Below are 17,968 nucleotides of genomic sequence, written 5' to 3'. Positions count from 1 at the left end.
ACTCAACAGTGTAGCGTAATCGTACGGGGCGCATCAGGAGTTTGTGGATCAGCGAGCTTGCTAAAGCGGGGTTTGCGAATCGCTGTGCGCCATCCGCTTGTATAATCGATCCCACAGTTTAGGGGGGAGTCGCAATGGGATTTCTGCAAGACAAGAAAGTTCTGATCACCGGTCTGCTCAGCAATCGATCGATCGCCTATGGCATCGCGAAAGCCATGCAGCGCGAGGGCGCGACACTCGCTTTCACTTATCAAAGCGAAAAAATCCGCGATCGCGTGATCGATCTGGCTAAAGAGTTCGGCACCGACATCGTTTTACCGTGCGACGTCGCGAGCGATGAAGATATCGCGCAGTTGTTCGCCGCGCTGGGCGGTCGTTGGGACGGACTCGATGTCGTCACGCATGCGATCGCCTACGCGCCGCGTGAAGCGTTGGCCGGCGATTTCGTCGATGGCCTCAGCCGCGAAGCCTTCCGCGTCGCACACGACGTCAGCGCATATAGTTTCGCGGCCCTCGCCAAGGCCGCGGTGCCAATGATGGCCGGCCGCAACGGCGCGCTGCTGACGTTAAGCTATCTGGGCGCGGTGCGCGCGATGCCTAATTACAACGTCATGGGCCTCGCGAAAGCAAGCCTTGAAGCGAGCGTTCGTTATCTGGCCTATAGCCTGGGCCCGAAAAACATACGCGTTAACGCAATCTCGGCCGGCCCGATCAAAACACTCGCCGCCGCCGGCATCTCGGGCTTCGGGAAAATACTGGCCTATACCGAAAAAAATGCGCCGCTGCGGCGGAACGTGAGCATAGACGAAGTCGGCAACGTGGCTGCCTTTTTGTGCAGCGATCTGGCAAGCGGCATGACGTCGGAAATCACCTATGTCGATGCCGGCTTCAACGCGACCGCCCTGGGCGGCATGGAATAAAGCCAGAATTGCGCTGGCCAACTTTAGCGTTCTCTGCGCTCAAGGTTTTCCTGCATTATCTTGACATCCGCTTCCTCGCGCAGGCTCGCCAGATAAGCGGATAGCGTCTCCTGCCCGGAAGCCTGACGCAACTGCTGAACGACGGCTTTGCGCTTGTCGGCGCCGATTTCGGTGTCGTTAACCCGGCTGATTTTAACGAGCACCGGCGCACCGTCCGGATTGGTAACCATGGTATAGGCAGGCAGTACAGCCGCGTCGGCGCGGAATATCTGACGCAGAGCCGCTTCATCGAATCCTTCGTGCTTCGCCCGGCTGATGGTCTGCGCCGGACTCCAGGCAAGTTTGGCATCCTCGCCCTTCTGCAATTGCGCGAGCTTGGCTTCGGCATCCTGCCTGGCGCGCCGACCGGCTTCTTCGAACAGTAACCGTTTGGCAATCTCGGTCTTGACGTCTTCGAAGGGGCGCAAGCTGGCCGGCTTATGCTCGATTACGCGAGCCGAAACCAGCGTATTCGGCGCGACTTCGATCGCTTCGGTATTGCGTTTCTGGGCCAGCGCATCCTCGGAAAACAGGGCTTCCAGCAGCTTGTCGTTATTCAAAAGCGGCGCTTCAGCGCCTTTTCTGCTGATCGAGGGACTGGTCTGGATAGTGAGTTTCGCGGCTTCGGCAGCAGGTTTGAGGCTGTCCGACTGTTCATAAACCATGTTGCTGAAATTCTCTGCCGCTTCCGCGAATGTGGCGCCAGCCTTCTGCTTTTTCATGTCGGCTTCGATTTGTTTTCGAACCTGGTCGAAGCTGCTTTTTCCGCTAGACTTGATCGCGTTCAGTTTGATGATGTGATAGCCGAAGGGCGACTCGACCGGGCCGGCGATCTCGCCGACCTTCATGCTGAATACCGCGTCTTCAAAAGGCTTGACCATGGCGCCGCGCCGAAAACCACCAAGATCGCCGCCCTTTTCAGCCGAACCGGGATCCTGCGAATTTTTCTTCGCCAGCTCGGCGAATTTCGCCGGATCCTTTTTCGCCTGGGCGGCCAATTGCTGCGCTTTTTCTTTCGCCGCCGCACGCGTCTTGTCGTCGGCATCGGCCCCCGCGCTGATCAGGATGTGGCTTGCCTCGCGCTCTTCGGGCTGCTCGTATTCAGCGGCGTGCTCGCGATAATACGCCTGTAATTCTTCGTCGCTGACTTCGATCTGTTCGATCAACTTGTCCAGCGACAGCTCCAGGTATTCGACACGCACTTGTTCGGGAATCTGAAACTCGACTTGATGCGAGTCGTAGTAATTTTTAGCCGCGTCCGGTTCGAGCTTGATTTCGGTTAAAAACTGATCGGGCGATACCAGAACCTGACTCACTTCGCGCTGCTGTTCATTCAACCGGGCGACGCGTTCGGCGACGCGTTCCGGTACCAGCGCAGTCTCCGCGTATGCTCCGATGAGCCGCTCCTGCAGCAAACCCTGCTTGATGCTTTGCTCGAACGTCTGGGCTGCCAGATTCTGGTTGCGCAGGAAATTTTCATACAGCTTGATCGAAAATTTGCCATTGTCCTGAAACGCGGGAATCGCCGCGATCGCGGAGTGCAACTCGGCATCGGTGACCGTCATTCCGGTTTCCGCCGCCTCGCTGGCCAGCAGCCGCTCGCGGATCAGGGAGTTCAAGACCGCGGCACGTATGTCCGGACTATCGAGCAGCGCAGGGTCGACGCGCCCGCCCAGCGCTTCGCGTAAACGCTGCTGCTGGCTGTCGAGCGCACGGGCATATTCCTGTTGTGAAATTTTCTGCCCGCCTACGCTGGCGACGTCAGCACTGCCACCCGATGGGTCGAAATAGGATTCGATGCCGAAAAACGCGAATGGCAACACGATGATCACCATGACGACCTGGATAAATCTCCGGTTGCCGTGCACGAAATTAAACATGGGTTACCTATAAAGGAAAGAGCAATGCCTTGCGCATGACTCGATCAGGTTGAACGGCCTGGTGAACATGGAATAAAAAGGCGAACGGGCGTTCGCTTTTGGTTTGGCGGAGTGGACGGGACTCGAACCCGCGACCCCCGGCGTGACAGGCCGGTATTCTAACCAACTGAACTACCACTCCAGATCCTGCAGATTCTGTCGGCCGTGCTGGTGGGTGCTGAGAGGTTCGAACTCCCGACATTCGCCTTGTAAGGGCGACGCTCTACCGACTGAGCTAAGCACCCAATAATCTTCAACAGACCGCGAAAAATGTCGGATGAATCTTCAGACTGCGCGCGTTGCGCAAACGCGCGCTACCGCAAAAAGAGGCGCTAGTTTATCGCGTCCTTCAGGGCTTTGCCAGCGCGAAACTTCGGGACCTTTGCCGCTTTTATTTTTATCGTATCTCCGGTGCGCGGATTGCGTCCGTTGCGAGCTGCCCGCTTGCTCGCATAGAAGGTTCCAAAACCGACCAGCGTTACCATGCCGCCTTTTTTTATCGTCGACTTGACAGCAGCGAGCGTTCCATCCAGCGCTCGCGCTGCCGCGGATTTCGATATATCCGCCGACTTCGCAATCGCTTCGATCAACTCCGACTTAGTCATTTGCATCCCCTTTTCAAGTGTGCTCAGGCCAGAACAACTTCAGGGATTTATAGCAAGTCGTAAAAGCCGGTGTCAAGCCGACGAATGGCTGCGTTCCGGGCGAGCAACCACAAATGCAAGCGAAAGCGACGCAAGGTTCAATGCTTGATGACAACGGTGCTCTCCCCCTCTTTAACGCCGGGGAGTGCTACGACCTCCTCATCCTCCGGAAGCGGCTTCGGACGCCGTTCCAAAGCGAATTCAAGCACCTGATCCATCCATTTCACCGGGTGAATTTCCAGTTTGCCTTTGATGCGGTCCGAAATCTCGGACAGGTCTTTGACGTTGCCTTCGGGTATCAATACTTTTTTGATGCCGCCGCGGTGGGCTGCAAGCAGTTTTTCCTTCAAGCCGCCGATCGGCAAAACTTCGCCGCGCAGAGTGATTTCGCCTGTCATCGCAACGTTCGCGCGCACCGGTATATTGGTCAGCGCCGAAATCATGGCGGTACCGATGGCGATGCCCGCACTGGGGCCGTCTTTCGGCGTCGCGCCTTCCGGCAAATGAATGTGCACGTCATTTTTCTGATAAAAATCCTTGTCGATTCCGAGTTGCCGCGAACGGCTGCGCACAACCGACAACGCCGCCTGTATCGATTCCGTCATGACTTCGCCGAGCTTGCCGGTGGTAATCGTTTTTCCCTTTCCCGGAAGCACGACTGCCTCGATTGTTAAAAGCTCGCCGCCGACTTCGGTCCAGGCCAGGCCGGTAACCTGGCCGACCTGGTTGTTGATCTCGGCCATGCCATAGGTATGGCGGCGAACACCCAGGTAGTGAGCCAGATTGCGCGAGGTGACATTCACTTTCTTCACGCTGGTTTTAAGCAAAAGCATCTTGACGACCTTGCGGCAGATCTTCGCGATCTCGCGCTCGAGCGCACGAACACCTGCTTCGCGCGTGTAGTAGCGCGTGACATCGCGCAGCGCGTGTTCAGCAACAACCAGTTCGGTCGGTTGCAGGCCGTGATTTTTCATCTGCTTCGGCAACAGATAGCGCATGGCGATGTTGATTTTTTCGTCTTCGGTGTAGCCGGCAAGGCGAATCACCTCCATACGATCGAGCAGCGGCGCCGGAATATTCAGGGTATTCGCCGTGGCGACGAACATCACGTCGGAAAGATCGTATTCGACCTCGACATAATGATCGGTAAAAGTGTGGTTCTGCTCCGGATCGAGCACCTCGAGCAGCGCCGATGATGGATCGCCGCGAAAATCCATGCCCATCTTGTCGACTTCGTCGAGTAGAAAAAGAGGATTGCGCACGCCGACCTTGGTCATGTTCTGCAGAATTTTGCCCGGCATCGAGCCGATATAGGTACGGCGATGGCCGCGGATTTCCGCCTCGTCGCGCACGCCGCCGAGCGACATGCGCGCAAATTTGCGATTGGTCGCGCGCGCGATCGATTGCCCGAGCGACGTCTTGCCGACACCCGGGGGGCCGACCAGACACAGGATCGGCGCCTTCAGTTTATCGACGCGCTGCTGCACGGCCAGATATTCAACGATGCGCTCTTTGACTTTTTCCAGACCGTAATGGTCTTTTTCGAGCACCTCCTCGGCAATTCGCAAATCCTTGCTGATCTTGCTTTTCTTTTTCCACGGGAGCCCAACCAGCGCGTCGATGTAGTTGCGCACTACCGTCGCCTCGGCAGACATCGGCGACATCAGGCGCAATTTTTTCAACTCCGATTCGGCTTTGACGCGCGCATCCTTCGGCATCTGCGCGGCCTTTATCTTGTTTTCCATCTCATCGACATCAGCGCCGTCTTCCATCTCGCCGAGCTCTTTCTGAATCGCCTTGACTTGCTCGTTCAGGTAGTACTCGCGCTGACTCTTTTCCATCTGGCGTTTGACGCGCCCCCGGATGCGCTTTTCCACTTGCAGGATGTCGAGCTCGGCTTCCATCAGGCTCAATAGATGTTCGAGGCGCTTTTTGACCTCGAACATTTCCAGTACTTCCTGCTTTTGTTCGAGCTTCAACGGCAAGTGCGCGGCTATCGTGTCAGCCAAACGACCTGCGTCGTCTATACCAGCCAGCGAAGTCAGAATCTCCGGCGGTATTTTTTTATTGAGCTTTACGTACTGGTCGAACTGCGTGATGACGGCACGGCGCATCGCCTCGACCTCATGGCCGGCGATACTGTCTGCGGCCAGCAGCGTGGCGTCGGCGGCGTAATGCGTCTTTTCATCGACGATCTCGCGCACTTCCGCGCGTTGGCTTCCTTCGACCAGAACCTTGACGGTACCGTCGGGCAGTTTCAGCATCTGCAGGATGTTCGCGACACTGCCGATACGGTACAGATCATCAGCAGACGGGTCATCCTTGGCAGCCGATTTCTGCGCCACCAGCAATATGCTCTTGCCGGATTCCATCGCGATCTCGAGCGCCTTGATCGATTTCGGCCTGCCGACGAACAGCGGAATGACCATATGCGGGAATACAACGACATCGCGCAACGGCAACAACGGCAACGCCATCTCGGCGGTTACAACGGAATCATCTGGATAAGCCATGTATCTGTCCTGAACAAACATTCGGAGAAAGGAAAACCACGCCGCCACTCGAGCACCGGGCCTGCTGAAAATCCACGACCCGCCTATACGAACGGAATGCGCAGGTGCAGGTGGAACCGCGCGGATGGAAAAACGGCGCTTTGCCGGCTATTTCGAGCCGGCCAATTTGGGTTTGTCGGCGTAGATCAGGAGCGGTTGGGCATCGCCACTGATCGCGCCTTCGTCGATAACAACCTTGGTTACGTTTTCCAGTGAAGGCAGATTGAACATCGTCTCCAGCAGCGCCTGTTCAAGTATCGAGCGCAGGCCGCGCGCGCCGGTTTTCCGCGCCAGTGCTTTTTTCGCGACCGCGTTCAAGGCCGCTTCGCGCAATTCGAGTTCCACGCCTTCCATGCCGAACATTTTCTGATACTGCTTCATCAAGGCATTCTTGGGCTCGGTCAAAATTTTGATGAGCGCAACTTCATCGAGCTCACCGAGCGTGGCCACCACGGGAAGACGGCCGACGAATTCCGGGATCAAACCGTACTTGATCAAATCTTCCGGCTCGACCCCGCGCAATATCAGGCCGATATCCTTGCGATTGTCGCGGCTCTTGACTTCCGCGCCGAAACCGATCCCGCCTTTATCGGAGCGATCGCGAATAATCTTGTCGAGACCGTCGAAAGCGCCTCCGCAAACGAACAGAATATTCGTCGTATCGACCTGAACGAATTCCTGGTTCGGATGTTTGCGCCCGCCTTGTGGCGGCACCGACGCGATCGTGCCTTCGATCAGCTTCAACAGCGCCTGCTGCACACCCTCGCCAGATACGTCGCGCGTGATCGACGGGTTGTCGGATTTGCGTGAAATCTTGTCGATTTCGTCGATATAGACGATGCCGCGCTGCGCCTTCTCGACATCGTAGTCGCATTTCTGAAGCAGCTTCTGGATGATGTTCTCGACGTCCTCGCCGACGTAACCGGCTTCGGTCAAGGTTGTCGCATCGGCCATCACGAACGGCACATTCAGCATGCGCGCCAGAGTCTGCGCAAGCAGGGTTTTGCCTGATCCGGTCGGGCCTACCAGCAGAATGTTGCTCTTGGCTAATTCGATATCGTCGCTTTTCGACGCATTCTTGAGTCGCTTGTAATGGTTGTAGACCGCGACCGAAAGTATTTTCTTCGCCAGCTCCTGGCCGATCACATACTGGTCAAGGATGTCGCAAATTTCGTGCGGCACCGGTAAATCCGTTTTCGCGCCCTTTACGCTGCTCTCGCCCTGCGTTTCTTCGCGGATGATGTCGTTGCAAAGCTCTATGCATTCATCGCAGATGAACACCGAGGGGCCGGCGATGAGCTTTCGCACTTCGTGCTGACTCTTGCCGCAAAACGAGCAGTAAAGCAGCTTTTCGCCACCAATTTTATCCGCCATGAGCAGTTGTCCGGATTTTCAAATTGATCTGGTTTTAAGACACTAGGCGGCAACTTCGGTTCGGCTTGATAAAACCTTGTCGACCAGCCCGTATTTCACCGCATCCTCAGCGCCAAAAAACATGTCGCGGTCAGTATCTCTGTCGATCGTTTTGAGATCCTGGCCCGTATGTTTGGCCAAAATGGCGTTGAGGCGCGCACGCAGGTACAGAATTTCCTTCGCGTGAATTTCGATATCGGACGCCTGCCCCTGAAACCCGCCCATCGGCTGATGAATCAGCACTCTGGAATTGGGTAAACAATAACGTTTGCCTTTTTCGCCTGCCGCGAGCAGGAACGAGCCCATGCTGGCCGCGATGCCAACACAAAGCGTACTGACGTTCGGCTTGATGTACTGCATCGTGTCGTAAATACCAAGACCGGCCGACACCGAGCCGCCCGGCGAATTGATATAAAAGAAAATGTCCTTGTCGGGATTTTCCGATTCCAGAAACAATAACTGGGCAACGATCAGATTGGCCGAAATATCATTAACCGGGCCAACCAGAAACACGACGCGCTCTTTCAGCAATCGCGAATAAATATCGTAGGCGCGCTCGCCGCGTCCGCTTTGCTCGATGACCATCGGAACCAGACCCAGGCTCTGCGGCTCCTGCCACTGCCCCTGCTGCTGAAAACGGTTATGCATCACCTTGTCCTCGTGGTTCGCCACTGTTTGACTCTCGCCTGGCTGCCGATTGATGCCCCATCAGTTCGTCGAAATCGATCGGCTCATCGCTGACTTTCGCGCGCCCAAGCACCCACGCGACCACATTGTCTTCGACCACCAGCGATTCGATTTCACGCAGCCGCTCGGTCGATTGATAATACCATTTGACCACTTGCTCCGGGTCTTCGAAGCTGCGCGCGTGCTCGCTGACCGCGGTCCGCACCTGGGCCGGCTGCGGCTGCAAATCCTTCCCTTTTACGAGTTGAGCAAGAATCAAGCCGAGCATTACGCGACGGCGTGCGGGCTCATCGAATGAGGGTAGCGCTTCAGGAGGCAAATCGGCTGCCTTGATGCCGCGCGTCTGCAAATCGCGGATTGCATTTTCTTTCAAGCGCTGCGCGTCGATCTCGACCATGACCCTCGGCGGCGAAAACGACGTCGCATCGAGCAAGGCCTGCATAACCTGATCCTTGATTCTGGCCTGAATCCGGCGCCCGGCTTCACGCTGAAGATTGAGCTTGATTTCGGCGCGCATGTTATCGAGATCGCTATCGGCAATGCCTAGGTTTTTTGCGAATTCTGCATCGACCTCCGGTAACTTCGGCGCGCTCACCTGCTTCAGCGTCACCTCGAAGCTCGCTGTCTTGCCGGCGACCTCCTTGCCCTGGTAGTCGGCAGGAAAATCGAGATCGAATGTCTTCGACTCACCGGCCTGCATGCCGCTGATGTTCTGCTCGAATACCGGTAACAGACGTCCTTCACCAAGCACGACGCTGATATCCTTGCCTTGCCCGCCTTCAAACTCGGCGCCGTCGATGGCGCCGCTGTAATCGACAGTGACTTGATCGCCGGTTTCCGCGGCACGCTGCACCGGTTCGAAATGCATGCGCTGCTTGCGCAAAATCTCGATCGTCTTGTCTATTTCGGCTTCGCCTATGACCAACTGCGGTCGCCTGATCGCAGCGTTGGAGAGATCACCGACCTCGAATTCGGGATAAATTTCAAAAGTTGCGCTGTATTCGAAATCCTGCGCGCCGTCCGCGACCGGCTTGGCCTCGAATTTCGGCGGCCCGGCAACACGCAGCTTTTGCTCGGCTACGGCGTCGCCAAAAGTCCGCTGCAGCTTGTCGCCCAGTACTTCCTGGCGAACCTGCCCGCCGTACTGCTGAGCGATAATCCTGTAGGGCACTTTGCCTGGCCGGAAACCGTGCAGTCGCACCGTTCGCACCATGTTCTTCAGCCGGTTTTCGACCTCGCTGTCGATTTCCTGCAGCGGTACGGCCACGTTCAGCCGCCGCTCCAGATTGCCCATGTTCTCTAAGCTGACCTGCATCTGTTCAAATCCCCAAGGACGTTTTGGTTAGCGTCATTATTATTACAACGAAACCGTCACGATATCCGGCAGGCCGAAAATCGTCTCGCCAAAATCCACCCCGGTCCCAATCCGAGGCATCGCACTTGGTGCGAAAGGGGGGACTCGAACCCCCACACCTTTCGGCGCTGGAACCTAAATCCCGTGCGTCTACCAATTCCGCCACTTTCGCATCGATACGGCCAGACCGGGATATCGGACGCAGCGCAAGGGAGACAACCGCGCCGTCAAACCACGTTTTAAGGTAGGCTGCGGGCCGCTTCCTTCAGCGAAAATAGCATAAAAACCGGGATTATGGCCAATAAAGTCACGTCGCGCATGAATCTGCTGGACGAAGAAATATCGGGGCATGGACTGGGAGAGTATTGATGCGAGATAACGGTTGAAGGCACGCGACGCCGCCGCAAACAGCTTACTATCCACCATGCGAAGGCGGAGGTGGCCGCAACCAACATTGCGCGCCTGCTAGAATACGCACTGCCGCCGCACGGGGACAATAAGTGACGCCGGAAAAATATTGCCAGAACAAAGCCGCGCCGCCTGGATCGTCCCTGTATTACAGTTTTTTGTTCCTTCCGCCCGAAAAACGGCAGGCGGTTACCGCGCTGTTCGCGCTCCGCGACGAACTTGATGACATAGCCGATGGCGACCCTGATGTCGCTCCGATAAAACTGGCGTGGTGGCAGACCGAAATCGAAGCGATGTTTGCCGACCGCGCCCAACATCCGGCCGGTCGCCAGCTTGCTCCGGCGATCAAGCGTTATCGATTACCAGAAAGCGGGTTCGCCGAGATGCTGTCAAGCGCCGAATCCGATATCGCGAAAACGCGGTTTGCCGATTACAGCGCCTTGGCCGCTTACTGCGGACTCGCCGGCGGTGCGCCAGCCCGCCTCTCCGCAGCGGTATTCGGCTATCACGATCCGTCGACGGTGAACGCCATCGTGGAACTCGGCTCTTCGTTGCGGCTCGCCGAAATTATCGTCGCGATCGGACACGACGCCGGACGCGGTCGGCTTTATCTGCCCACGACCGAGTTGCGTGAATTCGATGTTCGCGTCGGCGACATTTTTCACCGCAACAATAGCGAAAGCTACAAACGCTTGATGGAATTCCAACTGATGCGAGCACGCGCGGAGCTGAAGCAGGCAGTCGCGCAAATTCCGGCCATCGACCGCAAAGCGCAGCGCCCCACCCTGATTCGCGCCGCGCTGGCGACCGCGCTGCTCGCCGAAATCGCCGCCGGCCCCGAGGCCGTGTTGCGCGAGCGCGTTGCCCTGACACCGCTGCGTAAACTGTGGATCGCCTGGAAAACCCGGAGTTAGCGGCCTGGAGTTGAAACCGGATCGGCATGACGCCGCCGCCTCGAATTGTTTCGATTCACGTTTCGAGCAGCGCGCGCAAATTTTCGGGCAACAGCGTGGATTTGCCGGCTCTGTGATCAACCCATACTATGGTTGCTTCACCGTCGGCGTAGCGCAAAGTCGCGTCACCGGCAGCGTAAATCTCGTGGTAGATGGGAAAACTGCTGCGGCCAGGCCTGCCGCAACGAACGCTGATCGCGACCTCTGCCGGATAAACGATCGCCCGGGTGAAGTTGCAGCTTGCGCTGACGATCACCGGACCTGGATCTGCCGCCACCACGATGCCCAATGAATCGAACCAGGAAATTCGCGCCTGCTCCATGTAGCGAAAATAGACGATGTTGTTGACGTGGCCAAGCGCATCCATATCGCCCCAGCGCACCCGTGTTTTTTCGATCCACATCGCGCGTTTTTCCGACGTCATTTCAGATTGCATGCAAACTTTTCCTGAATGGCTTGAAAGTTTACTATTCAACTTACCATTCCGGCTAAACCGAGCCGGCTAAAGCGAGCTTAGCACGGCATTTCGAGCTGATGCGAAGCGACCATCGGGAGTCATCTTGACCGATCGCGAATCCATGCAGTACGACGTTGTCATCGTCGGGGCCGGCCCGGCGGGGCTGGCTGCCGCTATCCGGCTCAGGCAACTTGGCGGCGATGCGCTCAGTGTTTGCGTGCTGGAAAAGGGCTCGGAAGTCGGCGCGCATATTTTGTCCGGCGCCGTGATCGAGCCGCGCGCACTGAACGAGCTGCTGCCAGATTGGCAGAAACTGAACGCGCCGCTGAACACGCCGGCGGTCCAAGACCGTTTTCTGTTTCTGACCGAACGGCGCGCGTTCAAATTGCCGACGCCGCCACAAATGCGCAATCAAGGCAATTACATCATCAGTCTCGGCACCCTTTGCCGCTGGCTCGCGCAGCAGGCCGAATCGCTGGGCGTCGAAATCTATCCCGGCTTTGCCGCGGCGGAAGTGCTGTATGACAGCGATGGCGCGGTGCGCGGCGTTGCCACCGGCGATATGGGTGTCGGCAGGGACGGCAGGCCGACCGCGAGCTTCCAGGGAGGTATCGAACTGCACGGCCAGCAAACTCTGTTCGCCGAAGGCTGCCACGGATCGCTGACCAAGCAGTTGATCGCGCGCTTCGCGTTGCGCAAGGAAGACCGGCCGCAGACCTATGCGATCGGCATCAAGGAGCTTTGGCAAGTCGATGCCGCGCAGCATCAGCCAGGGCTCGTCGTTCATACCATCGGTTGGCCGCTCGATAGAACAACCTACGGCGGCTCGTTCATTTATCACCTTGAAGACCGGCAAGTCGCTGTCGGTTATGTCGTCGGCCTCGATTACGGGAATCCGTACCTGAATCCGTATCAGGAGTTCCAGCGCTTCAAAACACATTCCGCAATTCGCGCGACGTTCGCGGGCGGCAAGCGAATTTCCTACGGCGCGCGGGCGCTGGTCGAAGGCGGCTGGCAGGCGATTCCAAAGCTGTCGTTTCCCGGCGGCCTCTTGATCGGCGACGCGGCCGGATTCCTGAACGTGCCGAAAATCAAAGGCACGCACACGGCAATGAAATCCGGCATGATCGCGGCCGAAGCCGTATTCGCAAATTTTCGCGGCGCAAAGAAAAAAGAGGTCGGCGATTATCAGGCGCGGCTCGAAAAATCGTGGCTATGGCAAGAGCTGCATCGCGTGCGCAACATCCGGCCGTCATTCCATCGCGGCCTTTACGCGGGCCTCGCCTATTCCGCGCTCGACACCTATGTCCTTGGCGGCCGCGTGCCGTGGACGCTGCGCCATCACGCCGATCATCTCGCGCTGAAACGCGCCGCCGAATGCCAGCCTATCGAATACCCGAAGCCCGATGGCAAGCTAACTTTCGATCGCTTGTCATCGGTATTCCTCTCGAACACCAACCACGAAGAAAATCAGCCGTCGCATCTGCGATTGCGCGATCCCGCGCTCGCAGTCGCCGTCAATCTCGCGCACTATGACGGCCCCGAGCAGCGTTATTGCCCGGCCGGCGTTTACGAGTATGTCGATGAGCCTGATACCGGCGGCGAAGCCGCAGCGCCGCCGGTCAGACGCCTGCAGATCAACGCGCAGAATTGCGTGCATTGCAAAACCTGCGACATCAAGGATCCGCCGCAGAACATCGATTGGGTCACGCCCGAAGGCGGTGGCGGGCCGAATTATCCGAACATGTAATCAACAGGGCCTGTTCCGCAAATAAGTTGCCTGATTCGCCGTTCGCCCTGAGCCTGTCGAAGGGCGGCCTACCGTCTTTCATGGTTCGACGGGCCTGTCCTGAGCAAAGCCGAAGGGCTCACCACGAACGGTGCAAAAAATTAGCAAGCGGGACACAACACTAGATCACCGAGCATGAGAAACGTCGTCTCTGCGTTATATCCGGAAGCCCGCGAGCACGTGCCGTTGCGTGGCCTCTATCTTGCGCACAACAACCACCGTCAAGGCCGCCGCGGCCGGCCTTTCATCTACGCGAGTTTCGTCAGCAGCCTCGATGGCCGCATCGCGCTCGGCAGCGGCAACGACAGCCATGTGCCGGCGGCGCTGAGCAGCTTGAACGACTGGCGCCTGCTGCAGGAATTGCAGGCGCAGGCCGATTGCTTATTGACCGGCGCCGGCTATCTGCGCAGCATCGCCGCCGGCAAGCTTCCCGACATCCTGCAAATCGGCTTGCTGGCCGAGAGCCGGGATCTTGCCGACTGGCGCGCGAAAGCGGGTTTGCTGGAACAGCCCGCGATCGTGATTCCGACCGTCAGCCTCGATATTGAACTGCCGGCGTCACTGCGCGAATGCAGCCAGGCCGTGCATATCGTTACAACGAGCGATGCGGAGCCTGAACGCATCGCTGCTTTCGAGCGCGACGGCATCAAAGTTTATGTTCGCGGCGGCGGCCGTCATGTCGAAGGGGGCGCACTCGTTGCATTGCTCGGCGAACTCGGCTATCGCAGCGTTTATTGTCTGACCGGCCCGCAGATGCTGAGCACGCTGGTTCGCGCCGGCAAACTCGACCGGCTGTACCTGACAATCACGCACCAGATCCTCGGCGGGCTTGCGTTCGACACGATGCTGCAAGGTGATACGGTGGGTGATGCGGGGCGCCTGCGGATGCGGGAGCTTTATTACGATGCATCGTCGCCGAACGGTGTCGGCCAGTGGTTCGCGAAGTTCGATGGGGCACTGTAGATAAGGCGGGAGCGGCTCGTGAAGATGTCTCGTCGGCCTACTCACCCGAAAATGCGGCGGTGCTATTCGCCCAGCAGTCTGGCAAGCCCCGTCTTGTTGCTCGTCTGCAACTTGACGTAGACGGCCTGCAGGTGGTTGCGCACGGTCGCGGGGGAAATAGCTAGCGTTTGGGCGATTTCCTTATGAGTCGAGCCATCCGCGAAGCGGCGGGCGATGTCGCGCTCGCGTGGGCTTAAGGTATCGACGGTCGAACGCTTTCTCGCGCGCAGAAAATAAAATCCAGCGTCCGCGGACGCGGTCACGGTAATCGATTGCCCGGCAAAACTGGCCTCCCCGGGCCCTTTCCCGTCGCCCTGCCCTTGCCCGTTCCCCAGTCCCACCAGCAAATCCTCTGGCAGGTGCTGCCCGTTCCATTGCGGCCATTCCGTCTGCATCAACGGCGTGAAGTCCGGGCCGCTGCTGCACACAAGACCAGCCTGATCCGATATGGCCAGGCCGCTGCGGCGTTCATGCTTCCCCTCATACAGCCTGTCCAGAAGCTGCATCCGCAATAAATCCAGCGCGAAATTCTGAAACTCGCTCGCCGGCAACTCGCGCGCCGCGCGGTAAATGGAAGTCAACATCTGGCTGAGGGTACTCATCATTTTTAATCCCTTACTTTTGATGGGAAGCGCTCCTGTACAGCAGCGCATGATGCATTTGCACTATACCGGCCACGGCCTTGCTTGTCGTATTCTCCCCGGCGCGTGTGCTGCTAAAGGTTGAAACAGCGGCGACCGTTCACGCAGGTGATAGCTGAACCCCCCGACACGGATGATAAAGCGCCGAGAAGGCTTACGACAACAAGGGAAACGATGAAAAACTACCGGGGCAATTTCCTCTTATCCGCAATGCTAATCGCAACTATGGTCGCCGGCGGCGGCGCCTACGCGCTGTTTCTGACGTCGGATAAGGCAGCCCCGAGTTTGCGTAAACCGGTCGCGGACAGCAATTCAGCGCTCCCCGATTCCGCAAACAGGACCGCACACGCGCGGCAAGGCGCGGTGCGTAGTTACGACGTCTTCGAGTTCGGCGCGCTCGATCCAGGCCAGGCGGTCGTTGTCCGCCGCCTGAACGCTTCCGAGGAGGTGGCGGGAGGAGCCCGTACTCCCAAAACGAGCCATCGCGCGTTCCTTTTCAACCGCGGCGGCCGTGAAGAAGTCGCGGTGAAACGGCTCACTGATTTCAGTACGTCCTTCGGCATCAATGATCTGAGCGAGGTCGTCGGCGCATTCAACGGCGATCGCTCACTGAAGCCCTTTCGGTGGACGCGGCGCCACGGCGACCAGGAGTTGCCGACCTTGCCCGGCGACACCGGGGGATCGGCCTTGGCCATCAATGGGCAGGGTGAGGCCGCCGGTTATTCAACCGGCGCAAACGGGATCAAGGCTGTCTGGTGGACCCGCGCTGGCGCAATCAAAGCGCTGCCCGGCTTGGACGGCGCAACGACGACCGAAGGTTCCGCGATCAATAATCGCGGAGATATCGCCGGGAAATCCGGAAGCGCCGGGCGGATCCGCGCCGTTTTCTGGCCAACAAAGAGCGGGATTCTGGATCTCGGCGCCTTGCCCGCGGATACCGAGAGCGAGGCGACGGCCCTTAACAACAACAGAGACGTGGTTGGAATATCGAGCGGGGCGAACGGGGCGCGGGCGGTGCTATGGCCAGCGGGAGGCGTGCTTCAGAACCTGGGAGTGCTTGCCGAAGGTAACGATAGCCGCGCGCGCGATGTCAATTCCAGTCGCGAAATCGTTGGTCTGTCGAACAGCGCCTCGGGTAGTCGGGCTTTTATCTGGACGGCCGCGGCAGGCATGCAAGACCTGAACACCATGATTGCGGTCCCTGGGTTGGTATTGACCGAGGCCCTCGGCATCACCGACAGGGGCCAGATTCTCGCCGTTGGGCAGGACGCTTCGGAGGAGGCAGCCGGCCACGGTCATGCCACCGGTGAGCACAGTCATACCGACGAGCTTCCGATCCGCGTCATCCTGCTCACTCCTTCCCGGTAACCGCCATGAAAAACTCTTCGATCGTTTGCCGGCGCATCAAAGCGGCGCTATGGACTTTCCTCGGGCTGTCACTGATGCCCGCGATTGCAATGGCGCAGCAGGCATCGGCTGTCGGGCAGTGGCAGGATGGCCCAACCTTGCCGAACGTGCCTATCCACACCCACCTCCTTCCCGAGGGAAAGCTGATGATGTGGCAAAGCGCCGAAGAGCCGCTGGTCTGGGATCCCGCAACGAATGTGTTCACGTCGCGCTCTATGAGCGGCTTCAATGTCTTTTGCACCGGCCACAGCTTTTTGCCCGATGGCCGGCTGTTCGTCGCCGGCGGCCACATTCAGAATAACGTCGGCCTGCCCGAAGCCTCGATCTACGACTCGACTGACAACACCTGGAGCCGGCAGCCGCAGATGAACGCCGGCCGCTGGTATCCGACGAATACCGTCATGCCGAACGGCGATGTGCTCGTCGTCTCGGGGAGTATCGACAACACCCAAGGCAGCAATCCGCTGCCCCAGGTTTGGGAAGCCGTTACCGGAAGCTGGCGCGACTTGACCAGCGCTCAACTCAGTCTGCCGCTTTATCCTTACATGTTCCTCGCGCCGAACGGTAAGGTTTTCCTCGCTGGTCCCAGTCAAATGACGCGCTATCTCGACACTTCAGGAACCGGCAGTTGGAGCAACGTCGGGAATCGAACAACGGCCAGTCGCGATTACGGTTCATCGATAATGTACGAACCGGGGAAAGTCTTTATCGCGGGTGGCGGTTCCCAGCCGCCGACCAATACGGCCGAGGTAATCGATCTCAATGCCAGCCAGCCTGCCTGGCGCGCCGTCGCGCCTATGGCCAATGCCCGGCGGCAGATGTACGCGACCATGCTTCCCGATGGAAAAGTTCTGGTCACCGGGGGCACCAGCGGCCGCGGCTTCAACAACCCGGATGGAGCGGTGTTTGCCGCCGAGATGTGGGATCCCGAAACAGAGGCCTGGACGACGCTGGCGAGCGCCAGGGTCAAACGTCTCTACCACGCTGTCGCCATCCTGCTTCCCGATGCGCGCGTGTTGACAACAGGTGGCGATAACACGCTGGAGACGGAGCTTTTTTCGCCGCCGTATCTGTTTGCCGGCGCCCGCCCGGTCATTTCGTCGGCGCCCACCACGGTGGCGCGCGATCAGGCTTTCTTTCTCGGCACTGCCGACGCCGCAGACATCACGCAGGTGAGTTGGGTTCGCCTCGGATCGACTACGCACACGGTCACGATGAGTCAGGCGTTTGCGCGTTCCAAATTCACCCGGGTCGCGGGCGGTCTGAACGTTACCGTTCCTTCAAGCGAGACGGCAGCGCCCGGCGGCCACTACATGCTCTTCATCCTTAAAAACGGCGTGCCCTCGGTTGCGCGCATTATCCGCATCGCCGATGGCATCAATGCGCCGGCTATCTCTTCGTTATCACCGTCCAGTGCGGCAGCGGGAGGCGGGCAATTCACCCTTACCGTCAATGGCTCGAACTTTGCCAGCGGCGCCACGGTACGCTGGAACGGCAGCAATCGCACGACTGCCTTCGTCAGCCCGACACAGTTGCGGGCGACCATTGCCGCCGCGGACATCGCCGCCGCTGGTATGGCATCCATTACGGTCACGACATCAGACGGCCTGGTCTCAAATGCGATCGCATTCACGATCGGCGGCGCCAGCAACCCCGCCCCCACCTTAAACACGATCAACCCGACTGCCGCCAGCGCAGGCGGGCCGGCCTTTACCTTGACCGTCAACGGCACGAGCTTCGTCTCGTCCTCGTTGATTCGCTGGAACGGCGCTGTCCGTACCAC

14 protein-coding genes and 3 tRNA genes are annotated in these 17,968 nt (G+C 58.5%); 6 read left to right on the top strand and 11 right to left on the bottom strand.

Annotated elements, in window-relative coordinates; genetic code table 11:
* Positions 1-134: 134 nt before the first annotated feature.
* On the top strand, positions 135-920 hold the full coding sequence (gene fabI / locus H0V78_09690; GenBank protein MBA2352031.1) for an enoyl-ACP reductase FabI: 786 nt from the start codon (positions 135-137) through the stop codon (positions 918-920).
* Positions 921-943: 23 nt separating this feature from the next.
* On the opposite strand, the gene H0V78_09685 is transcribed toward fabI, so the two are convergent.
* The 9 genes from H0V78_09685 to H0V78_09645 all read right to left on the bottom strand — a co-directional run bounded on the left by H0V78_09685 (position 944) and on the right by H0V78_09645 (position 9,700).
* On the bottom strand, positions 944-2,839 hold the full coding sequence (locus H0V78_09685) for a SurA N-terminal domain-containing protein (GenBank protein ID MBA2352030.1): 1,896 nt from the start codon (positions 2,837-2,839) through the stop codon (positions 944-946).
* A gap of 104 nt (positions 2,840-2,943) precedes the next feature.
* Positions 2,944-3,020, bottom strand: a tRNA-Asp gene (locus tag H0V78_09680).
* 27 nt (positions 3,021-3,047) lie between these two features.
* Positions 3,048-3,123: transfer RNA gene (locus H0V78_09675), tRNA-Val, on the bottom strand.
* Between the two features lie 87 nt (positions 3,124-3,210).
* Complete coding sequence (locus H0V78_09670; protein ID MBA2352029.1) at positions 3,211-3,483, bottom strand: HU family DNA-binding protein; 273 nt, start codon at positions 3,481-3,483, stop codon at positions 3,211-3,213.
* 137 nt (positions 3,484-3,620) lie between these two features.
* Entirely contained in the window at positions 3,621-6,035 is a 2,415-nt protein-coding gene (lon, locus tag H0V78_09665; protein ID MBA2352028.1) for an endopeptidase La, read from the bottom strand.
* Positions 6,036-6,182: 147 nt separating this feature from the next.
* A complete protein-coding gene (gene clpX, locus H0V78_09660; protein ID MBA2352027.1) occupies positions 6,183-7,448 on the bottom strand; it encodes an ATP-dependent Clp protease ATP-binding subunit ClpX in 1,266 nt (421 codons plus the stop codon).
* Between the two features lie 42 nt (positions 7,449-7,490).
* Positions 7,491-8,135 (bottom strand): ATP-dependent Clp endopeptidase proteolytic subunit ClpP, encoded by a 645-nt coding sequence (gene clpP / locus H0V78_09655; GenBank protein ID MBA2352026.1) that lies wholly within the window; start codon positions 8,133-8,135, stop codon positions 7,491-7,493.
* Positions 8,128-9,489 carry a trigger factor gene (locus H0V78_09650; GenBank protein MBA2352025.1) on the bottom strand — a complete coding sequence of 454 codons (1,362 nt, stop codon included), beginning with the start codon at positions 9,487-9,489 and terminating at the stop codon, positions 8,128-8,130. Before H0V78_09650 ends, clpP begins: the two co-directional genes overlap by 8 nt.
* A 126-nt stretch (positions 9,490-9,615) precedes the next feature.
* Positions 9,616-9,700 (bottom strand) — tRNA-Leu (locus H0V78_09645).
* 328 nt (positions 9,701-10,028) lie between these two features.
* Between H0V78_09645 and H0V78_09640 the strand changes: the two genes are divergently transcribed.
* Positions 10,029-10,850 (top strand): squalene/phytoene synthase family protein, encoded by an 822-nt coding sequence (locus tag H0V78_09640; protein ID MBA2352024.1) that lies wholly within the window; start codon positions 10,029-10,031, stop codon positions 10,848-10,850.
* Positions 10,851-10,905: 55 nt separating this feature from the next.
* On the opposite strand, the gene H0V78_09635 is transcribed toward H0V78_09640, so the two are convergent.
* Positions 10,906-11,313: an acyl-CoA thioesterase gene (locus H0V78_09635; protein MBA2352023.1), complete on the bottom strand. Its 408-nt coding sequence runs from the start codon at positions 11,311-11,313 to the stop codon at positions 10,906-10,908.
* Between the two features lie 154 nt (positions 11,314-11,467).
* Between H0V78_09635 and H0V78_09630 the strand changes: the two genes are divergently transcribed.
* Complete coding sequence (locus H0V78_09630; protein MBA2352022.1) at positions 11,468-13,096, top strand: electron transfer flavoprotein-ubiquinone oxidoreductase; 1,629 nt, start codon at positions 11,468-11,470, stop codon at positions 13,094-13,096.
* Between the two features lie 174 nt (positions 13,097-13,270).
* Entirely contained in the window at positions 13,271-14,098 is an 828-nt protein-coding gene (locus H0V78_09625; protein ID MBA2352021.1) for a dihydrofolate reductase family protein, read from the top strand.
* A gap of 62 nt (positions 14,099-14,160) precedes the next feature.
* On the opposite strand, the gene H0V78_09620 is transcribed toward H0V78_09625, so the two are convergent.
* A complete protein-coding gene (locus H0V78_09620) occupies positions 14,161-14,742 on the bottom strand; it encodes a hypothetical protein (protein MBA2352020.1) in 582 nt (193 codons plus the stop codon).
* Between the two features lie 210 nt (positions 14,743-14,952).
* Between H0V78_09620 and H0V78_09615 the strand changes: the two genes are divergently transcribed.
* Complete coding sequence (locus tag H0V78_09615) at positions 14,953-16,146, top strand: hypothetical protein (protein MBA2352019.1); 1,194 nt, start codon at positions 14,953-14,955, stop codon at positions 16,144-16,146.
* A 5-nt stretch (positions 16,147-16,151) separates the two neighbouring features.
* Positions 16,152-17,968, top strand: a 1,817-nt coding sequence (locus H0V78_09610; protein MBA2352018.1) for a DUF1929 domain-containing protein, incomplete at its 3' end; no start/stop codon positions are given.

It is taken from the genome of Burkholderiales bacterium, assembly GCA_013695435.1.
Lineage (GTDB): Bacteria > Pseudomonadota > Gammaproteobacteria > Burkholderiales > JACMKV01 > JACMKV01.
This window is presented reverse-complemented; position numbering and strand designations above follow the sequence as displayed.